Below are 16,500 nucleotides of genomic sequence, written 5' to 3' on the forward strand. Positions count from 1 at the left end.
GATTACGGATTACGGATTACGGATTACGGATTACGGATTACGGATTACGGATTGCGGATTGCGGATTGCGGATTGCGGATTGCGGATTGCGGATTGCGGATTGCGGATTGCGGATTGCGATTTTTCCAACTCCCAACAGATAACCAAGCTTTTTCCTGTATACAGTATTCCTAACTCTTTCCGTATTCCATTTCTCCTATGCTCTTTCGCTTCACCGCTCTAACCTAGGATCCTAGGACCTCGCTCTTTTCCTAGGACCTCGCTCTTTTCCTAGGACCTCGCTCTTTTCCTAGGACCTCGCTCTTTTCCTAGGACCTTGCTCTTACCCTAGGACCTTGCTCTTACCCTAGGACCTCGCTCTTCCCCATCACCACCCTCTCCGCCAAATCCCGTTGTTCAACCTCGGCCGCCAGCGCTTCTTGCGCTTCGGCATCACCATGAACGATTCTGATTTCTTTAGGCTTGGTGGGAATGCCTTCTATAAATTGCAACAGTTCGCTTTTGTCTGCGTGGGCTGAGTAGCCGGACATGGTGTGAATGTGGGCACTGACATCGATTTGTTGATTGTCTATTTCAACCTGTTTTTCTCCGCGTTGGAGTTTGCGCCCGAGTGTTCCCCTCGCTTGATAGCCAGCTAATATCACATCGGTTCTGGCATCGGGCAGTAGTGCTTTCAGGTAATTCAAAATGCGTCCGCCATTACACATGCCACTGGCGGCGACAACAATAGCGGGCTCTCCCGTTTGCTTCAGGCGATTAACTAAAGCTTGGTGATCGCTGTGCGAATCGATGGTAATGCATTGTTCAAAAGCGAGTGGATGCCTACCCGCTTCCAATCTACTTTTCGCTTCTTTTCCCCAAAGGGCTTTGAATTCGCGATAACGGTCAGTCACTTTGGCTGCCATTGGCGAATCCAGAATCACTGGGATTTTCGACCACTCGCGCTTTTCAAATTCATCCAGTTGGGTGGCAATAATAGCTTCGATATCAAACAGTAACTCTTGCGTTCTTCCGACGCTGAATGCTGGGATCAGGATGACTCCGCCATCAAGCAATGAACGGTCAATAAGGGCTTTGAGTCTTTGGGCTCTGTGTTCTATTGATTCATGAACACCGTCACCATAGGTACTTTCGATCACCAGCACATCGGCTCTTTCAGGTGGCGTTGGGTCTGGGATTAAGGGCGTGTTGTTCGGGCCAAGGTCGCCCGAGAAGACAATCACCTCTTTGCTAGGGAGTTTCACTTCAACAAAGGCAGAGCCAAGGATATGACCTGCTGGCTGAAAACGAATATCTGCGACCAATTGGGATTGGTGATTCGCGCTATGCCAACTGCCGTAATCGACGGGGATTGTTAGCGATTCAATGAGTTTAAGAATTCGCTGCCTATCTTTTCGCTTAAGCCCCAGTTGAAGACGAAGCGCATCGTCCAACATCATTGGAATCAACTTGGCAGTCGCCAAAGTGCAGTAGATAGGAGAGTTAAAACCTGCCGCTAGCAGCCAGGGTAGGCGTCCGATATGGTCGATGTGAGCGTGTGTAAGGATTAATGCATCTATATCATGAACATCAAATTCGATATCGAGCGGCCGTGTTTCTTCACCTTGAAACAACCCACAATCAATGAGGAGCTTTCCGCTTTCTGTGGTGAGTTGATGGCATGAGCCTGTTACGCCAGTTCTGGCGCCATGGTGGGTGATGTGCATACTCGTTTTTTTCGGCAATGGCTTGTAAGGCCAGTCTGCCGTATATCAAGCAAGCATAAAGTGAGGAAGATTATGTGCCGGACAGAGTTGGGAATTTAAGGTGAAACTAGAAGAGTATTTCAGAAGGGTTTCGATCAAGTGGGTAATTTAGTTTGGCGCGTTGACAAAGCGCTCTAATAGGGAGCGCTTCCATAGAGCATTTGACTAGTTTTTGATTCTGTCGCCCGCACCACCACCAGTTGCTGTTTGAATAATATAGGTAAAGTAGAGCTTCACCGTTAGCGTTTGAATCATCTTTTGATCCCACTCTGCAAGCAACTTGGGTGTCGACATGTCAATTTCGTTGACCTGCGCCAAGCCGGTAATTCCAGGTAAAACGTCAAAGACCCCTCTTGAATCTCGTTCAGCGATAAGCTCTTCTTGGTTAAAAAGACAAGGACGAGGACCAACTAAGCTCATCTCCCCCTTGACCACATTAATAAGCTGGGGCAATTCGTCTAACTTGGTTTTTCTCAAGAAAGCCCCTAGTTTTGTAACTGACGAAGCACTGGCAAGATGTGTCGCCACTGACGCAGTGTCGGGTGCCATAGTCCGGAATTTGATTAAGGTAAATGGCTTTTGGTTTTTGCCCACCCGGGTTTGTCGAAAGATAGGAGAACCAGTATCAAAGTAACCGATCACTGTCACGATAAGCAGCACAGGCCAAAGCAAAAGAAGCCCCATAAGGGCAAAGAAAAAGTCAAAGAGTCTTAACATTATTTTTTCTCATAGATTACTTCATTTATCAGACAAAAATGCACTAACAGTTTCATTAATGCCTTTCTCGAACGTGACGGGAGGCTTCCAGGACAAGGTGTTTAATGTATCGGTAACGTTTAATTGCAGATTGCCACAGAGGCGATCGGACAAATGGGATTTCCCCAACACTTTAGCGCTCAATTCTATCAAGCTCTGCGGAATTGGAATAAGGCGGGCAGGTCTGGACATACTATCAGCTATTTGCTGCATCAGGCGTGTTGTCGAAACGTCATCGTTATCGGACACCAAGAATGTTTTGTTGGCTGCATTCGGGTGTTCGCAACAGGTCATAATGAGCGAGACGAGGTTGTCTATATATACCAGGCTACGTTGGTTATCAATCGCACCAAATGGGAGCGGTATGCCTTTGCGCATGAGCTTCATCATTGATTCGAAGTTAGCTTTGACACCTGGCCCATAAACCAAAGGGGGTCGTATGATCACCACTTCCATTCCCGTTTCTTCAGCTATCTCCCTCAGGCCAATTTCAGCTTCATATTTGCTCAAGCCGTAGGGATCTGTCGGGGAATCAGCCAAAGTAGGTTCAAATGCTCCGCCTTTTTCGGTTTTCTCACCATTAACTTTAATGGAGCTGATAAAGACGAAACGCTTAACGCCACTTTGGGCGGCCTGCCGAGCAAGGTTTAGTGTACCTAAGGTGTTAACTTCCCGATAAGAAGCCAAAACATCTTCAGGGCTTTGGGATTCTGTCATTTGGTGAACACGAGCGGCGCAATGAACAACCACGTCTACACCAGTTAATGCGCCAGACCAGTCTGTATCACCATCAATCTGAGTCACAAACTGCCATTCGGCATTTTCAGTCGCGCTGCGTGACTGGTAAACAGAATGCCACCCCAAGGATTTTCCAGCTTCAACAACCCGTCTTCCTACAAAGCCGCTACCACCGGTCACAAAAAACTTCACTGTTTCACTTACTCTAGGTCTTAAAACGCACGATTCTAGCATGAGACAGTGGCGGGCAGCATCAAACATCCCTAAAATGTCCGCATACTTGGCTTGCTGCTCCACCATCGACTCATTTTAAAATTATAACGAGAACCACAACGCCGAATGTTTACACCGATTCAGTTACTCCTCAGTGCACAGCGACAAAATAAACGAATTATCAGCATTATTTATGACTTGATAGCCGTGACTTTTTCGCTGTATTTCGCACTGGCATTAAGGCTCGATACACTAAATGTTCCTTTTGGCATGTCTGAAATGGCATGCTTAGCAGTCACTATCTGCGTAACGATTCTTTGCTTCATTAAACTCGGCATGTACAGGGCGATACTCCGCTATATGATGATGCCTGCAATAGGCAATATCCTTATAGCTGTCGTGCTTTCTTCTGTTACTCTTGCGCTGAGTGGTTTTTTCTTACAGGCATTTATCCCAAGAAGCGTTCCATTTATTTACGCTGGTTTGGCGATGCTGATGCTTGGCGCTCCCCGCATTATCATCAGAACCATTTACTACCACTACTATCGTCGCCAAAAGCCCAATGTATTTATCTATGGCGCTGGTAGTACAGGAAGAGAACTGGCTTATGCGCTCATTCAAGGCGATGAATACCATCCAGTCGTTTTTTTAGACGATGACCCCAAAAAGTACAGGCAAATCATTACAGGTGTAAAGGTCCACTCTGCAGACGAATTCGACCGTTTAAAATCACTTTACCAACCTGTAAAGCTGCTTCTTGCTATCAACAATATTAAAAAAGGCGATCGTTTACGTTTGCTCGACAAGCTTTCAACATGGCCCATTGAAGTTCAGTCTGTTCCTTCAGTGGAGGATATCGCAGCTGGCAAGGCGCTAGCCACAGACGTTAGAGATCTCGATATTGCCGATTTGCTTGGAAGGCAGGCAGTTGAACCTGATTTAGATCTACTTCGCGAGAATATTTCGGGGAAAAATGTTCTGGTTACCGGTGCTGGTGGTTCTATTGGCTCAGAGCTTTGTCGCCAAATCATATCTCAATCTCCGGCCAAACTTGTTCTTTTCGAGCTTAACGAGTACAACCTTTACTCTATCCATCAAGAACTCACTTCTCTTGCTCGACGCCAGAATATCAACCTCGAGATAGTGGCTGCTTTAGGCTCGGTTCAAAAAGAAAACAGAATGACAAAATTGATGGTCAACAATGCCATTGATACGGTTTATCATTCAGCTGCGTATAAGCATGTCCCTTTAGTAGAAGACAATATTATTGAGGGAATTCGCAATAACGTATTTGGTACCCTCCATTGTGCGAATGCGGCGATAGAGGCCGGCGTTAAAAATTTCACCCTGATTTCGACCGATAAAGCCGTTCGCCCTACCAATATAATGGGTGCCAGCAAGCGAATGGCCGAATTAGTTCTCCAAGCTCTTGCCGATAAGGGAACATCGACTTGTTTCACTATGGTTCGTTTTGGGAACGTATTGGGTTCTTCGGGATCTGTAGTGCCTCTATTTAAAAGGCAGATTCGCGAAGGAGGTCCAGTCACCGTTACTCACCCGGATATTATCCGCTACTTCATGTTGATTCCTGAGGCAGCGCAGTTAGTTATCCAAGCTGGTGCAATGGGACACAATGGCCAGGTTTTCGTGCTTGATATGGGAGAGCCTGTCAAAATCGTGGATCTCGCAAAACGAATGATCAGCCTAATGGGTATGAAAGAATTTTATGATGGTGACCATGAGAGTGGTGACATAGAAATTCGATTTACCGGCCTAAGGCCGGGCGAAAAACTCTTCGAAGAGCTCTTAATCGGTGAGAATGTTCAAGGTACAAGCCATCAGAAAATCATGACCGCTTGTGAAGACAAGCTATCTTGGGAAGAGATGCATACGCTACTCGAAAAGCTGGACGTTTGTTGTCATAATTTCGATGTGGAATGTATCAAGACTATCCTACTTACTGCACCAACTGGCTATAAACCAACGCCCCTAAAATCCAAGAGTAATTAATGAAAATTCTACACGTCTACAGGACTTGCTACCCGGAAACCAAGGGCGGACTTGAGCAAGCGATCCGTTATATTTGTAAAGGCAGTACTGATAACGGATATGAAAATACGATCTTGACCCTCGGGGACGAAGATAAAGAATACGAATTTGAAGGCACTCGGATTATTGTTGTTAAAAAACAATGGGAAGTGTCTTCGAACGGCTTTTCTCTCAAACTTATCAATAAGTTTCGTACCCTATCTCAGGAACATGACGTTATCCACTACCAGTATCCTTGGCCAACAGGCGATCTGTTGAGCTTATTTGCGGCAAAGAAGCCGACATTGGTAAGTTACCAGTCTGATATCGTTAAGCAGAAGCTGCTAAAGCTTATTTATCGCCCGCTTGAGCTTGTCTTTCTAAGTAAAGTGGGTCGCATTGTTGCTAGCTCTCCGCAATATGCGGCCAGCAGCATTAACCTGCAGCAGTTTTCGGAGAAAGTCGACGTTATTCCACTAGGTATTGATGAGTCAACCTACCCAGAGGTTACACAAGAAAAGTTGGAAGAATGGCGCGCAGCTGTTGGTGAGGGCTTCTTTTTGTTCGTTGGCGTATTGCGCTACTACAAAGGGCTTCAGTACTTACTTGAGGCTGCAAAGATTAGCGGCTTGCCCGTTGTGATTGCAGGCGATGGCCCAGAAAAAACGGCTCTCGAGCAGTACATTCAAGAGAATAACCTAACCAACGTTAAAATGGTCGGGTTTATTGAAGAAGATGACAAAGTGGCACTGCATCATCTTTCAAAAGCTTTTGTTTTCCCATCTCATCTTCGCTCAGAGGCATTTGGTATTTCTCTGGTTGAAGCTCAACTATACGGAAAGTCTATCGTAAGTTGTGATATTGGTACTGGCTCCTCTTATGTAAACATCCACATGGAGACAGGTTTGCAAGTACCAGGGGCTGACTCAAAAGCATTTGCGGAAGCAATGGATACTATTGACAAGGATCCTGAGTTGGCTCGTAGGCTGGGACAAAATGCGAGAAAACGCTTTGAGGAAAACTTTACCTCAAAGCGTTATGCAGACAGTTATCTTTCGCTATATCAATCGCTCAGCTAATTTACATTAGCTGAGGTTTCTTTTGATATTTCGGACAATCGATCAAGCACTTGCTCAGTCGTATTCTTCCATTTGAAAGTAGCAGCGCGAGCCAAACCTTTCGCTGCTACTTCTTCCCTTGCTACATCATCCGTAATCATTTGATTCAGTGCATCGCAGATTGATTGCTCGGAATATGGGTCCACATGGACTGCACTATCACCCGAAACTTCTGCAGTTGCACCCACACCGGAAGTAATGACCGCAACGCCTGACGCCATAGCCTCGACTACTGGTAGACCAAATCCTTCATACAGTGACGGATAAGCAAATACCTTTGCTGAAGCATAAAGAGCCTTAAGATCAGAATCCGATAGGTAACCTGTGATAATGATTTCTTTTGCAGCGACAAGCTCTTTAGCTTCAGCCATGAGATCTGCATTCATCCAACCATGGTCTCCAACTAAAACCAAAGGACATTGCTTTCTCGTTTCCTGTGGTAGCAGTTTGAAGCCAGATACAAGACGTTTAAGGTTCTTGCGTGGTTCTAGTGTTGCTACAGATAACGTAAAGCCTTTGTACTCAAGACCAAATTTTTTGAGCACTTTGTTACAGTTATCTTTCTCTTGCGGTTTAAACGCATCAGAAACTGCTAGGTGAACTGTAGATGTCTTACCTTTGCTTTCTGGGAAGTTCTTGTGCATTTCTTCCAAGATGAAATCTGAGTCCACAATAATGTGGGCAGAGTTTTTAATTGATTCCACCATGTTAACTTTCAGATAATCAACACGTTCTCTTGGGTGAAATTCTGGGTATGTCACAAAAGATAGGTCATGCACTGTTGTCAGAATTGGACCACTATATTTGAAGGGAATATAGTTAGGCTCGAAGTATACATAGCCTTGCCCTGCCAGTTCGTTCAACTTGGAAGAAACTCGATGCTGAAAGTACGCACTGCGCAGTCGGTATGTTCCCGGAATGAATCGAATCATTTCAATAATTCGACGCTTTAGGGTCTTCTTATTCATTACTGCATTTTTCGTTTCAGCATCAGATGCGCCATCTTCCGCGTCTGAAGCAGGTGCAACGAACGTATCTACAATCTCACGCAGTTCAGGCTTTTGAATAAACCTACCTGGGTGGAAACCAACAACATCTACGTCATTTTCCAAAAGAGTCTGCAAAATATTTAGCGTGTAGTAACCAATACCAGTCAGTGGGTACCTAATAGGCGTGATATTAATTAGAACTTTCATTGTTTAAGAAAACCTCTTTGAGTGTTTCTTTTAAAGGTTTTGATGGGGTAAATCCAATAAGAGACTGCAGCTTGGTATTGTCACCATTTAGGGCTTTGATCTCATTGCTACGAACAAACTCGGGATTCACTTCTACTGCGATTGAATAGCCGGCTATGTCTTCCATCGTCTTAATGATAGACTCCAAAGAATGAAGGCTTCCAGAACAAACGTTTACGGTTTCTGACGTCGCCCCACTCTCCATTAGCTTTACATAGACTTTTGCTACGTCAGTCACGTCGCTAAAGTCTCTAGACACATCGGTATTACCCAATTGGATAACTTTTTTTCCATCACGGAAATGTTTGACGATTTTAGGTACAAGGAAATGTTCAGCTTGGCCAATACCTGTGTAGTTAAACGGCCTGGTGATAATAATCGGTAGACGGCCAAACCATGTACGTACCATATACTCCATCGCCAGTTTACTCATCGCGTAATGATTAACAGGACCAGGGGCTTGCTCCTCGCCAATATTAATGGCGTTTTTAGGGTTGCCATAGATATTTGCGCTGCTCGCAATGACTAGCTTCTTAATTGGCAAGCCTAATTCATGTATTGCTTCAAGAATGTTAAGAGTGCCAAAAACATTCACATCGTAAAGCGCTTTTTGATCAGAGTGCTGAACAAATGACAATGCTGCCAAATGGATGACATACGCCGGATTTAAGCGTTCGATCTCTAATTTTACGCTTTGTTTGTCAGTGATATCGCATTCTGACGAGAGCCCAACAACGGCGTACCCATTATCTCTAAGCTCTTTTTCCACATGCTTTCCAGTAAAACCGGAGAGCCCTGTCACGAGTACCGTTTTCATCTATCTATCTCATGAAAAAACAGTGGCACTCTTCTGAGTGCCACTGTGGGATAAAAGGATTTTTCAGGAAGTCTTAGAACGAGAAACCTTGCTCGTTACGACGAAGGTCAGCTTCTACCATCATGCTGCAAAGCTCTTCGAGCGTTGTTTTAGGCTCCCAGCCAAGATCAACCTTCGCTTTTTCCGGGTTCCCGATGAGCAAATCAACTTCAGCAGGGCGGTAAAACTTAGGGTTAACTTTAACAACGGTTTTACCCGTGCTCTTGTCGATTGCTGTTTCGTTCTCTTCTTGGCCTTGCCACTCCAGTTCAATACCTGCAGCTTTAAATGCCATGGTTACGAAATCCCGAACAGTTTCAGTGCGGTTTGTCGCTAGGACATATGTATCCGCTTTCTCTGCCTGCAGCATTCTCCACATGCCTTCAACATAATCTTTCGCAAAGCCCCAGTCACGCTTCGCGTCCATGTTGCCGAGCTCCAGTACGTCAAGCTTGCCAAGTTTAATTTTAGCTACGGAGTCAGTGATTTTACGTGTAACAAATTCCTGTCCACGAAGTGGTGATTCGTGATTAAACAGGATGCCACTGGTTGCAAAAATGTCGTAAGACTCGCGGTAGTTGATAACCATCCAGTGCGCATAAAGCTTGGCTACACCGTATGGGCTGCGCGGATAGAAAGGTGTGGATTCGCGCTGAGGAATTTCTTGCACCTTACCGAACATTTCTGAAGTAGATGCTTGATAGAAACGGATTGACGGATTAACTATACGGATAGCTTCCAGCAGGTTCACGGGACCAATGCCTGTGATTTCCGCTGTCGTCAGTGGCTGATCAAAAGACACTCCTACGAAGCTTTGTGCTGCTAGGTTGTACACCTCTGTTGCACCAGTAGTTTGAAGCAAACGGATGCTAGCAGACAAGTCAGTCAGATCGTATTCGACCAGCTCCAGATTAGCGTGGTCCTTAATGCCTAACTCTTCGATGCGCCAGAAGTTAACCGAGCTAGTGCGACGGTATGTGCCGTAAACTTTGTAACCTTTTTCAAGCAGCAATTCAGCGAGATAAGCAGCATCTTGTCCCGTAATACCGGTAATGACGGCTGTTTTCATTAAGTACTCCAATAGAATCTAGAAATTTGTAGCTTTGCGAGATACATCTAAGCTGAGAAACAGCTCCAGATCGGATGGGATTCCCAAGCCGTACATCCCGTCGGCTTCTTTGCCGATGTTGTAGACACCAATCTTACCATTATTCTCGGCTAAATAGGTATAAACGGGAGCAACATAAAACTCTCCGTTACTCCGTATATCTGCACGAATAACTTCATCCGCGTGGTGGCAAAAATCACTTCCGCGAAGGAAGTTATAGATACCTACGGTCGCCTCATCAGAAACAACTACTTTCTCCACGACTTCAGTCACATAGCCATTATCACCCAATTTCGCGTATGACCATTTTGGATCATCCGCTTTCATGGTCAACATTGAACCATCCAAATCTCGATGCTGCATATCATCAAGGTATTCGTTGATATCTATATCTACCCACTGATCCGAATTTGCAATCATCAGAGGCTGATCATTGTCAATGAACTCACGTGCCTTTAGAACTGTCACTGCAGCACCTTCAGTCACCCCATCAATTCCGATCACTTCATAGTCTTTGCAGGCGCGACTAAAGATCTCTTTGAGGTTGTACTTTTCAATGTGTTCATTTTGACACACAAAAATGAACCTATGGTCACAGCGGGGTATCAGGTTTCGAATCACCACTTCGATCATATGTTTACCGCCAACATCAATCAGCGGCTTAGGCAATTCATATCCTTCCTTCGCAAAGCGACTACCTCTGCCCGCCATTGGGACAACAATATTTAGCACTGCTCGCTCTCCTCAAGGTATTTGTCATTTAATGCGCCTGGAACCTTCACGACAACAGTCGTCGTGTCTTCCAGCGCCTCAAAATCAGTGTAAGTGCCTGGCTCTATGGAAACGATCTCACCTTCACTGACGATTAGCTCTCCCATTCGAGCCTTTCCTGAAACGATAGCGGTGATTTCAGTGGCAATTTTGTGGCAATGAGATGCTTCCTTGTCGCCTTTTTTAAACTTTTGGATAGCCACTTCAACGTCGGTTGTTTTGAACAGTGTTGGCTCAAAACCGCCTACAAACCATCCTCGAACAAAGTCTTCTAGCTTATGACTCGTCATTTTTTTCATAAAGATATGCGTCCATTTTTGTCATCAGCCCTTCAGTGTTCCAAGTGATGACATCTGTTCCTATCAGCTTGGTTCCGTCAATAATCAGTTCAAATTCGATCACACTGAAAGCATTATTCGAAACAATGATGTTTTTGGCAGTAAAGCTAATATCCCCTACCGAGTCGAATATTCCTTTAATATAAGCAAGAACATTTGACTTACCTTTTACGGACTTTGAAGGGTCAGTTAACGCAAAATTTTCGTCAAAGAACGCCCCCACTTTGTCGAGGTCTTTGCTATCAAATGCATCTACGTACTGTTCAGTTAGGCTGTGCAAACGTTTAGTCTTGTGCTTAAGTTCATCTGCTACCACTGCTTCATAATGTTCTAGTGCGTGAGCATCTGTGATATGAAAGTAGTCTTTATTGTCAATAGGGATAGCTCGCACCAAACCTTCTTTAAGAATAATTTCGTTGAGTGTTGGAGCGATGTAGAAAAGACCATTGGTCTTCTCATCCTTGCGGACCATTTCTTTCGCAGCTTCAATAAAAGCCCTAGCTGATTTGAAAAAATAGAAACCAGCAATTGCATGCCTGCTAATTGGCGATTTTTCTGCTGCCTGATGAACCCTGAAATGCTCATCAAATTTTACGTATGACCACTTAGGATGAATCGCATCAAAGGTCAGCACACCTGCATCAACATCCTCACTCAAAAATCTGTCGATAACACTCTGAAGATCGATGTTCAGTACTTGTTCGAAACTGGCAATTACCAGTGGCGCATCTAGATCAAGCTTTTCAATAGTAAGCAATGCAGAGCAGGCTGCTCCTTGTGTTGCACCGTTGATATTGCAAATTTCCAGATCCGGACTGAGCAACCCTAGTACTTTATTTAAACGATACTTTTCGGATTCTTCTTTCGGCAACGCAACGACAATTTTTTTATCTGCAGCCAGATTCACAAATGGCGCCGCTGCGCGCTCAACAAGCAGCTTTCCACCGACGTCTGCTAGAATTTTTGGAAACGGAATGGACTGATCTGTCTCAAAGGTGCCCTTCCCTGCCAAAGGAATAAGGATATTAATCATTCTGTTCTATCTCCTTGATAAAACTTTTTATATTTTCGAAAGTCACATCGTTCACCGTTTCGACTTTCAATACGTGAGCATTTGCTGCTTTAGCTGCTTTCAATCCATTCTCGTTGTCTTCAACTATCACGCATTCGTCTGGATCCAAGCCTAATCTTTGTATAGCGAGTTGGTAGATCTCAGGGTCTGGCTTACCTTTACTAACATCTTGATTAGAGAGGTAGAATTCTAGATAAGGCATCAAACTTGATTTTTCCATCATCACTTTCACGGTATTTCGAATCGAATTCGAAGCTACTGCCAATTGGTAGCCTTCTTCGCGCAACTTGGAAAGTGCGTACTGATGGTTGAATACTGGTTTACACAGTTGATGCGTTATATCCATTGTGTATTGCTGCTTCATTTCATTGATAAAGCTATGCAACGACTCTGGTAACACGTGGGTCTTCGATAAAATCTCTAGTTTCTGTTTTGTCGAAAGTCCGTCAAAGGTAACGAGATGGTCGTATCGATTGATCTCCAAACCAAAAATTGCCAGAGCTTTATTCAATGCATCATAGTGCCAATCTTTTGCGTCGATCAGAACGCCATCCATGTCAAAAATAACTGCTTTTATTTTAGTTCCCATTGAAATAATCTCTCGCTGATTCCGGAATATCTGTACATAGAATTAAGTTATCAGACCCAAATACGGATGGAGGTAGAGAACGCAGTGCTTCCCAAACACTCTCATAGTCTCTTCCGTGGAGCTCAGGCGAGACTATGGCAACTTTCTTACCTCGGCTTATCAGGTCAGAGACCATTTCTTGGTCAATTACCATGCCATTAAAGCCATCATACCAAACACCTGAGCATTCATCCCAAAGCACTGTTTTTGGTTCATATTCGCTGTACCTTGAAAAACACGTTAACCCTTTTTTCAGAGATACAATCAGGTCAGGTACCGAAGCATCAAATATAAAGTAGTTTTCTATATTTTTTTCTTTAAGTATCTTAAGTAATTCATCCTGAAGCCCATCAGCTTTGATATTTATGGCGAGAACACCATGGCAACCAGTTTCACCGTATATGTCTAAAAACTCGCTGAACATCAGTTCTTCACCATTTGGCATATCATGGCTAATCACTAATTTTCCTAGGCTGTCACGGACATCAGTCTCTGTGCCAAAACCAAGATTAAAGGATCGTTCGAAGGCGAGCCGAGTGTTTTTTTCTTCGTTCGTCTTCCAATATCCTCGATGCGATATCACTTCCATATTAATTCCTAATGGGTTTTAAGCTTTGATACCAAAAAATTCCAGTATAAGAGAGCAAACTTTTTTAACTTCGTTCTCTGTTAGTTCGAAGTAAAGAGGTAGCCTTACAAGCTTTTCGCTCTCACATGTTGTGAAATGATCAGCACCATGGAAGAAACCAGAGGTTTTACCGTACTTTGAACTATGAAGTGGTACATAGTGGAAGACTGCTGCTACATTGTGATTTCTCAAGTAAGTAATCAGCTCGCTTCTCTCATCAATATTTTTACATTTTAAAAAGAAGATATGTGCGTTGTTACCAGTATATTCAGGCACCGACGGTAGTGTTACGATACCTTTTTCTTCTAGAACGGACAGTTCGGCAGCATATGTATTCCAGAGAGCTAGGCGCTTACCATTAATTTTTTTGATATTCTCCAACTGCGCAAGTAAATATGCACATTGTATTTCTGAAGGAAGAAAGCTTGACCCGATATCTACCCAGCTGTACTTGTCTACCACACCTCTCAGGAAAAGTTTCCGGTTTGTACCCTTTTCTCGAATTATTTCGGCGCGTTCTATCAATTTTTCATCATTAATAAGTAACGCACCACCCTCGCCGCCACTAGTTATATTTTTTGTCTCGTGAAAACTAAAGGTACCAAGATGACCAATACTACCAAGTGCTCGATCTCTGTAATGATTGCCAATAGCCTGTGCAGCGTCTTCAATAACATATATGTTATTTTTCTCAGCAATCTGCATTATCTCGTCCATTTTGCAAGCCATACCAGCGTAGTGGACAACGACAATTGCTTTAGTTCTATCCGTTATGGCCTCTTCGACTCTTTTCGGGTCCAAGTTCATACTGTCTTTTTCAATATCGACGAATACCAATTTCGCTCCACGAAGAGCATAAGCATTCGCTGTCGATACGAAAGTAAAACTTGGCAGTATAACTTCGTCCCCTGGCTGTATATCGATAAGTATTGCGCTTAACTCCAATGCCGCCGTGCACGAAGGTACCATCAACGCACGGTGAGTCGATGTCATTTCTGTCAATAACACCTCACATCGCTTGGAGAATATGCCATCACCACACAAAGCCCTAGATTCAATAGCTTGGCGTATATAATCAATCTCTGTACCCAATACAGGGCTTTTATTAAAAGGAATGCTGTTCACGAAAATCCCCTGCCCTTCTAAGCATTGTGAGCGCTCTAACAGGCAAAATTACTTTGAGTTGAAGATAGGTAGTTGGTACCAAGTTGTGGCTTAGTTTACCCATTTATGGAGTGTCATTTCAGGTTCGGGAAACTTAAAACCAAGCTTGACATACAAATTAAATACCGCATCGTTGTGAGAAGAAATACTCGTAGAAAAGTGGCTATACCCTTTAAGTTCCAGATAGTTGAATAGCCCTTTCCATACAGGGGTTGCCAGCCCTTTACCTTGATACTCCGGAAAAATGGCCACCAATGAAAGAAAACAATCTTTGTTGCCATTATCCTCAATAACAAAAAATGCTAAAGACTTACCATCAAGCTCACAGATAAGAACAGATTGATTCTCATGCTCTACAGCATTCAGCAGCCAGTTTTTGTAACGTTCGTCCGCGAGCGCATTATCTGAACGTGGGTCTTGATGGTATCGCCCATGATGAAATACTCCCAAGCTTCGCTCAGCGATAAGAGAGATTTCATCTTTACCTACGAGTCTGAATGAAAATTTTGGAATACTTACCTTTTCACTATTATTTAGCGATTTGAATGGGCGATAGCTAAGCTCCACAAAGCCAAAGCCCAACCTCTCAAGCAGGTTAATTTTTGCGACATCTGACTGCTTTACTCTTGTGATGACAAGGTCTGCTTCAATAAATTCAAAATGATCATTGATGTCTTGAATAACAGTATCCAGACACAGATTAGGTTCTATTTTCACATCAGAGAGGGAGTAAATTCGCTTATTAAACAGGTCACTATCCCAGCTAATGTATCCAAGCTTTCCGACGAGCCCAGCTGTGTGAAAATCTTCATTATCTACTTTAAACACATTCGATACTCTTCTTTACGAGCTCAATCGCCTAAGCTCTTTAGTGCTTTACCTTTAAGAACGGAGACGTGCAATCTGCACAATATTCATGGATAGAAGTAGGAACATCACTCCTAACACCGTGTATGCCAAGGTCTGGGGGCTGTCTACATTCCCGAAAATTATAAATGCTGAGTAGATGGCAAGGACGAATACCGAATATTGAATATATCTATAGTTACCACCCGCGAGAAAGTAGTTGAAGCATACCGTATTAATGCTCAGTAAAGTCATTGAGATTGAGAGCACTTGAAACAAGCTCGCTGATGACAAATACCTTTCTCCGAATAACGTGAGTATAATTTCATTTGGGAAAAGATAAGAAAGTAACACCACGACTCCCCCGCAAAGAAGAGAGGCCAAAATAGCTAACCAAAGCACTTTTCTTGTATCATTACCTTTACTCATTTCACCTTTCGTGATGGCGAATACAATTCCGCTAATGGCACCAGAAACAAAGAATGCAATTTTCCCTAAGTTAGAAGCCACGGAATAATCACCTGCAACCTCCGAAGAGAAAAGATATTTGGAAAAAACTATATCCGAAGATAATAAAACACCAGATATAAACAGTGTTATACCGACAGGTATAGATTTTTTAAAGTAGTGTGAAACCTCATTAAATATAAGTGGCTTAAGTATAAAACTATAACCAATCCAATTTTTCAAAAATAACAGTGATACGCCAGATGCTATAAACTCTGCGAAGAAAACGTAATAAACATTCACATTAAATAATGTGAACATCAGATAAGTAGCAACTAGCTTGGTTATCGTTAATAGAAAAACCTGAACTTGCAGAAGTTCAAATCGCCCTTGTCCCTGGCAATATCCGACGAGTATCTGTAACAGCAGACTATTAAAAAGGCATACAGAGTAGAAGAGCATAGGGAGTGGGCTGCTGATGTTAAGCCACGTCGTCGCTGGAAAAGACAGCATACAGATTGAGACAAAGAAGGCGGATGATATGAGTAGCGCCCATGAATCTAAACTTTTTACAAGTTCACTTCTTCGCGACTTCGAGACATTAATGTCGTTGTATACCAGAACATACAATGAAGGAAAAACAGACAGAAACGACGTTATAGAAATACCTAATGCGGTTACTGAGGAGAAAACTGCGAAGTCATTTTTTGTAAGTGCTCTGGATATGTAAACCATCAAGCCATAATTGAGTAAATTACTCATATTAGACAAAACGACAAGAAGAATTCCCGTTCTAAAATACTTCATTA

16 protein-coding genes are annotated in these 16,500 nt (G+C 43.4%); 2 read left to right on the top strand and 14 right to left on the bottom strand.

Annotated elements, in window-relative coordinates; genetic code table 11:
* Nucleotides 1-341: 341 nt before the first annotated feature.
* The 3 genes from D515_RS08375 to D515_RS08385 form a co-directional block, all read right to left on the bottom strand.
* Nucleotides 342-1,706: an MBL fold metallo-hydrolase RNA specificity domain-containing protein gene (locus tag D515_RS08375; RefSeq protein WP_002537736.1), complete on the bottom strand. Its 1,365-nt coding sequence runs from the start codon at nucleotides 1,704-1,706 to the stop codon at nucleotides 342-344.
* 204 nt (nucleotides 1,707-1,910) lie between these two features.
* Nucleotides 1,911-2,462 carry a sugar transferase gene (locus D515_RS08380; RefSeq protein WP_002537737.1) on the bottom strand — a complete coding sequence of 184 codons (552 nt, stop codon included), beginning with the start codon at nucleotides 2,460-2,462 and terminating at the stop codon, nucleotides 1,911-1,913.
* Nucleotides 2,463-2,483: 21 nt separating this feature from the next.
* Nucleotides 2,484-3,431, bottom strand: coding sequence for a UDP-glucose 4-epimerase family protein (locus D515_RS08385; RefSeq protein WP_039849840.1), 948 nt, complete (start codon nucleotides 3,429-3,431; stop codon nucleotides 2,484-2,486).
* Nucleotides 3,432-3,578: 147 nt separating this feature from the next.
* On the opposite strand from D515_RS08385, the gene D515_RS08390 reads away from it, so the two are divergent.
* Both D515_RS08390 and D515_RS08395 read left to right on the top strand, forming a co-directional pair.
* A complete protein-coding gene (locus D515_RS08390; RefSeq protein WP_039849804.1) occupies nucleotides 3,579-5,462 on the top strand; it encodes a polysaccharide biosynthesis protein in 1,884 nt (627 codons plus the stop codon).
* Entirely contained in the window at nucleotides 5,462-6,559 is a 1,098-nt protein-coding gene (locus D515_RS08395; RefSeq protein ID WP_039849805.1) for a glycosyltransferase, read from the top strand. Before D515_RS08390 ends, D515_RS08395 begins: the two co-directional genes overlap by 1 nt.
* Here the strand turns inward: D515_RS08395 and D515_RS08400 are convergent.
* The 11 genes from D515_RS08400 to D515_RS08450 form a co-directional block, all read right to left on the bottom strand.
* Complete coding sequence (locus D515_RS08400; protein ID WP_002537745.1) at nucleotides 6,556-7,794, bottom strand: glycosyltransferase family 4 protein; 1,239 nt, start codon at nucleotides 7,792-7,794, stop codon at nucleotides 6,556-6,558. The two genes, D515_RS08395 and D515_RS08400, sit on opposite strands and share 4 nt — an antisense overlap.
* Nucleotides 7,778-8,650 carry a GDP-mannose 4,6-dehydratase gene (locus D515_RS08405; protein ID WP_002537747.1) on the bottom strand — a complete coding sequence of 291 codons (873 nt, stop codon included), beginning with the start codon at nucleotides 8,648-8,650 and terminating at the stop codon, nucleotides 7,778-7,780. Before D515_RS08405 ends, D515_RS08400 begins: the two co-directional genes overlap by 17 nt.
* Nucleotides 8,651-8,723: 73 nt before the next feature.
* Nucleotides 8,724-9,758 (bottom strand): GDP-mannose 4,6-dehydratase, encoded by a 1,035-nt coding sequence (gmd, locus tag D515_RS08410; protein ID WP_002537748.1) that lies wholly within the window; start codon nucleotides 9,756-9,758, stop codon nucleotides 8,724-8,726.
* An 18-nt stretch (nucleotides 9,759-9,776) separates the two neighbouring features.
* A complete protein-coding gene (locus D515_RS08415; RefSeq protein WP_002537751.1) occupies nucleotides 9,777-10,529 on the bottom strand; it encodes a glycosyltransferase family 2 protein in 753 nt (250 codons plus the stop codon).
* The gene (locus D515_RS08420) at nucleotides 10,523-10,867 is read right to left on the bottom strand and encodes a cupin domain-containing protein (RefSeq protein WP_002537752.1); all 345 of its coding nucleotides are present in this window, start codon (nucleotides 10,865-10,867) and stop codon (nucleotides 10,523-10,525) included. The genes D515_RS08415 and D515_RS08420 overlap by 7 nt, the downstream gene beginning before the upstream one ends.
* Nucleotides 10,845-11,939, bottom strand: a complete 1,095-nt coding sequence (locus D515_RS08425; RefSeq protein WP_002537754.1) for a nuclear transport factor 2 family protein — start codon at nucleotides 11,937-11,939, stop codon at nucleotides 10,845-10,847. Before D515_RS08425 ends, D515_RS08420 begins: the two co-directional genes overlap by 23 nt.
* Nucleotides 11,932-12,567 carry an HAD family hydrolase gene (locus tag D515_RS08430; RefSeq protein WP_039849808.1) on the bottom strand — a complete coding sequence of 212 codons (636 nt, stop codon included), beginning with the start codon at nucleotides 12,565-12,567 and terminating at the stop codon, nucleotides 11,932-11,934. The genes D515_RS08425 and D515_RS08430 overlap by 8 nt, the downstream gene beginning before the upstream one ends.
* The gene (locus D515_RS08435; protein WP_039849809.1) at nucleotides 12,557-13,195 is read right to left on the bottom strand and encodes a PI-PLC domain-containing protein; all 639 of its coding nucleotides are present in this window, start codon (nucleotides 13,193-13,195) and stop codon (nucleotides 12,557-12,559) included. The genes D515_RS08430 and D515_RS08435 overlap by 11 nt, the downstream gene beginning before the upstream one ends.
* Before the next feature lie 18 nt (nucleotides 13,196-13,213).
* Nucleotides 13,214-14,359: a dTDP-4-amino-4,6-dideoxygalactose transaminase gene (rffA, locus tag D515_RS08440; protein ID WP_002537758.1), complete on the bottom strand. Its 1,146-nt coding sequence runs from the start codon at nucleotides 14,357-14,359 to the stop codon at nucleotides 13,214-13,216.
* A gap of 90 nt (nucleotides 14,360-14,449) precedes the next feature.
* Nucleotides 14,450-15,226, bottom strand: coding sequence for a GNAT family N-acetyltransferase (locus tag D515_RS08445; RefSeq protein WP_002537759.1), 777 nt, complete (start codon nucleotides 15,224-15,226; stop codon nucleotides 14,450-14,452).
* A 54-nt stretch (nucleotides 15,227-15,280) separates the two neighbouring features.
* A complete protein-coding gene (locus D515_RS08450; protein WP_002537761.1) occupies nucleotides 15,281-16,498 on the bottom strand; it encodes an oligosaccharide flippase family protein in 1,218 nt (405 codons plus the stop codon).
* Nucleotides 16,499-16,500: the final 2 nt, after the last annotated feature.

It is taken from the genome of Grimontia indica (genome assembly GCF_000333895.2).
GTDB lineage: Bacteria > Pseudomonadota > Gammaproteobacteria > Enterobacterales > Vibrionaceae > Enterovibrio > Enterovibrio indicus.

What these genes read in the sequence shown, in the direction of transcription:
- D515_RS08405 (WP_002537747.1), bottom strand. Translation starts at nt 8,650, where the DNA reads ATGAAAACGGTACTCGTGACAGGGCTCTCCGGTTTTACTGGAAAGCAT.
- gmd (WP_002537748.1), bottom strand. Translation starts at nt 9,758, where the DNA reads ATGAAAACAGCCGTCATTACCGGTATTACGGGACAAGATGCTGCTTAT.
- D515_RS08395 (WP_039849805.1), top strand. Translation starts at nt 5,462, where the DNA reads ATGAAAATTCTACACGTCTACAGGACTTGCTACCCGGAAACCAAGGGC.
- D515_RS08400 (WP_002537745.1), bottom strand. Translation starts at nt 7,794, where the DNA reads ATGAAAGTTCTAATTAATATCACGCCTATTAGGTACCCACTGACTGGT.
- D515_RS08450 (WP_002537761.1), bottom strand. Translation starts at nt 16,498, where the DNA reads ATGAAGTATTTTAGAACGGGAATTCTTCTTGTCGTTTTGTCTAATATG.
- D515_RS08420 (WP_002537752.1), bottom strand. Translation starts at nt 10,867, where the DNA reads ATGAAAAAAATGACGAGTCATAAGCTAGAAGACTTTGTTCGAGGATGG.
- D515_RS08430 (WP_039849808.1), bottom strand. Translation starts at nt 12,567, where the DNA reads ATGGGAACTAAAATAAAAGCAGTTATTTTTGACATGGATGGCGTTCTG.
- D515_RS08390 (WP_039849804.1), top strand. Translation starts at nt 3,579, where the DNA reads ATGTTTACACCGATTCAGTTACTCCTCAGTGCACAGCGACAAAATAAA.
- D515_RS08375 (WP_002537736.1), bottom strand. Translation starts at nt 1,706, where the DNA reads ATGCACATCACCCACCATGGCGCCAGAACTGGCGTAACAGGCTCATGC.
- D515_RS08435 (WP_039849809.1), bottom strand. Translation starts at nt 13,195, where the DNA reads ATGGAAGTGATATCGCATCGAGGATATTGGAAGACGAACGAAGAAAAA.
- D515_RS08425 (WP_002537754.1), bottom strand. Translation starts at nt 11,939, where the DNA reads ATGATTAATATCCTTATTCCTTTGGCAGGGAAGGGCACCTTTGAGACA.
- D515_RS08380 (WP_002537737.1), bottom strand. Translation starts at nt 2,462, where the DNA reads ATGTTAAGACTCTTTGACTTTTTCTTTGCCCTTATGGGGCTTCTTTTG.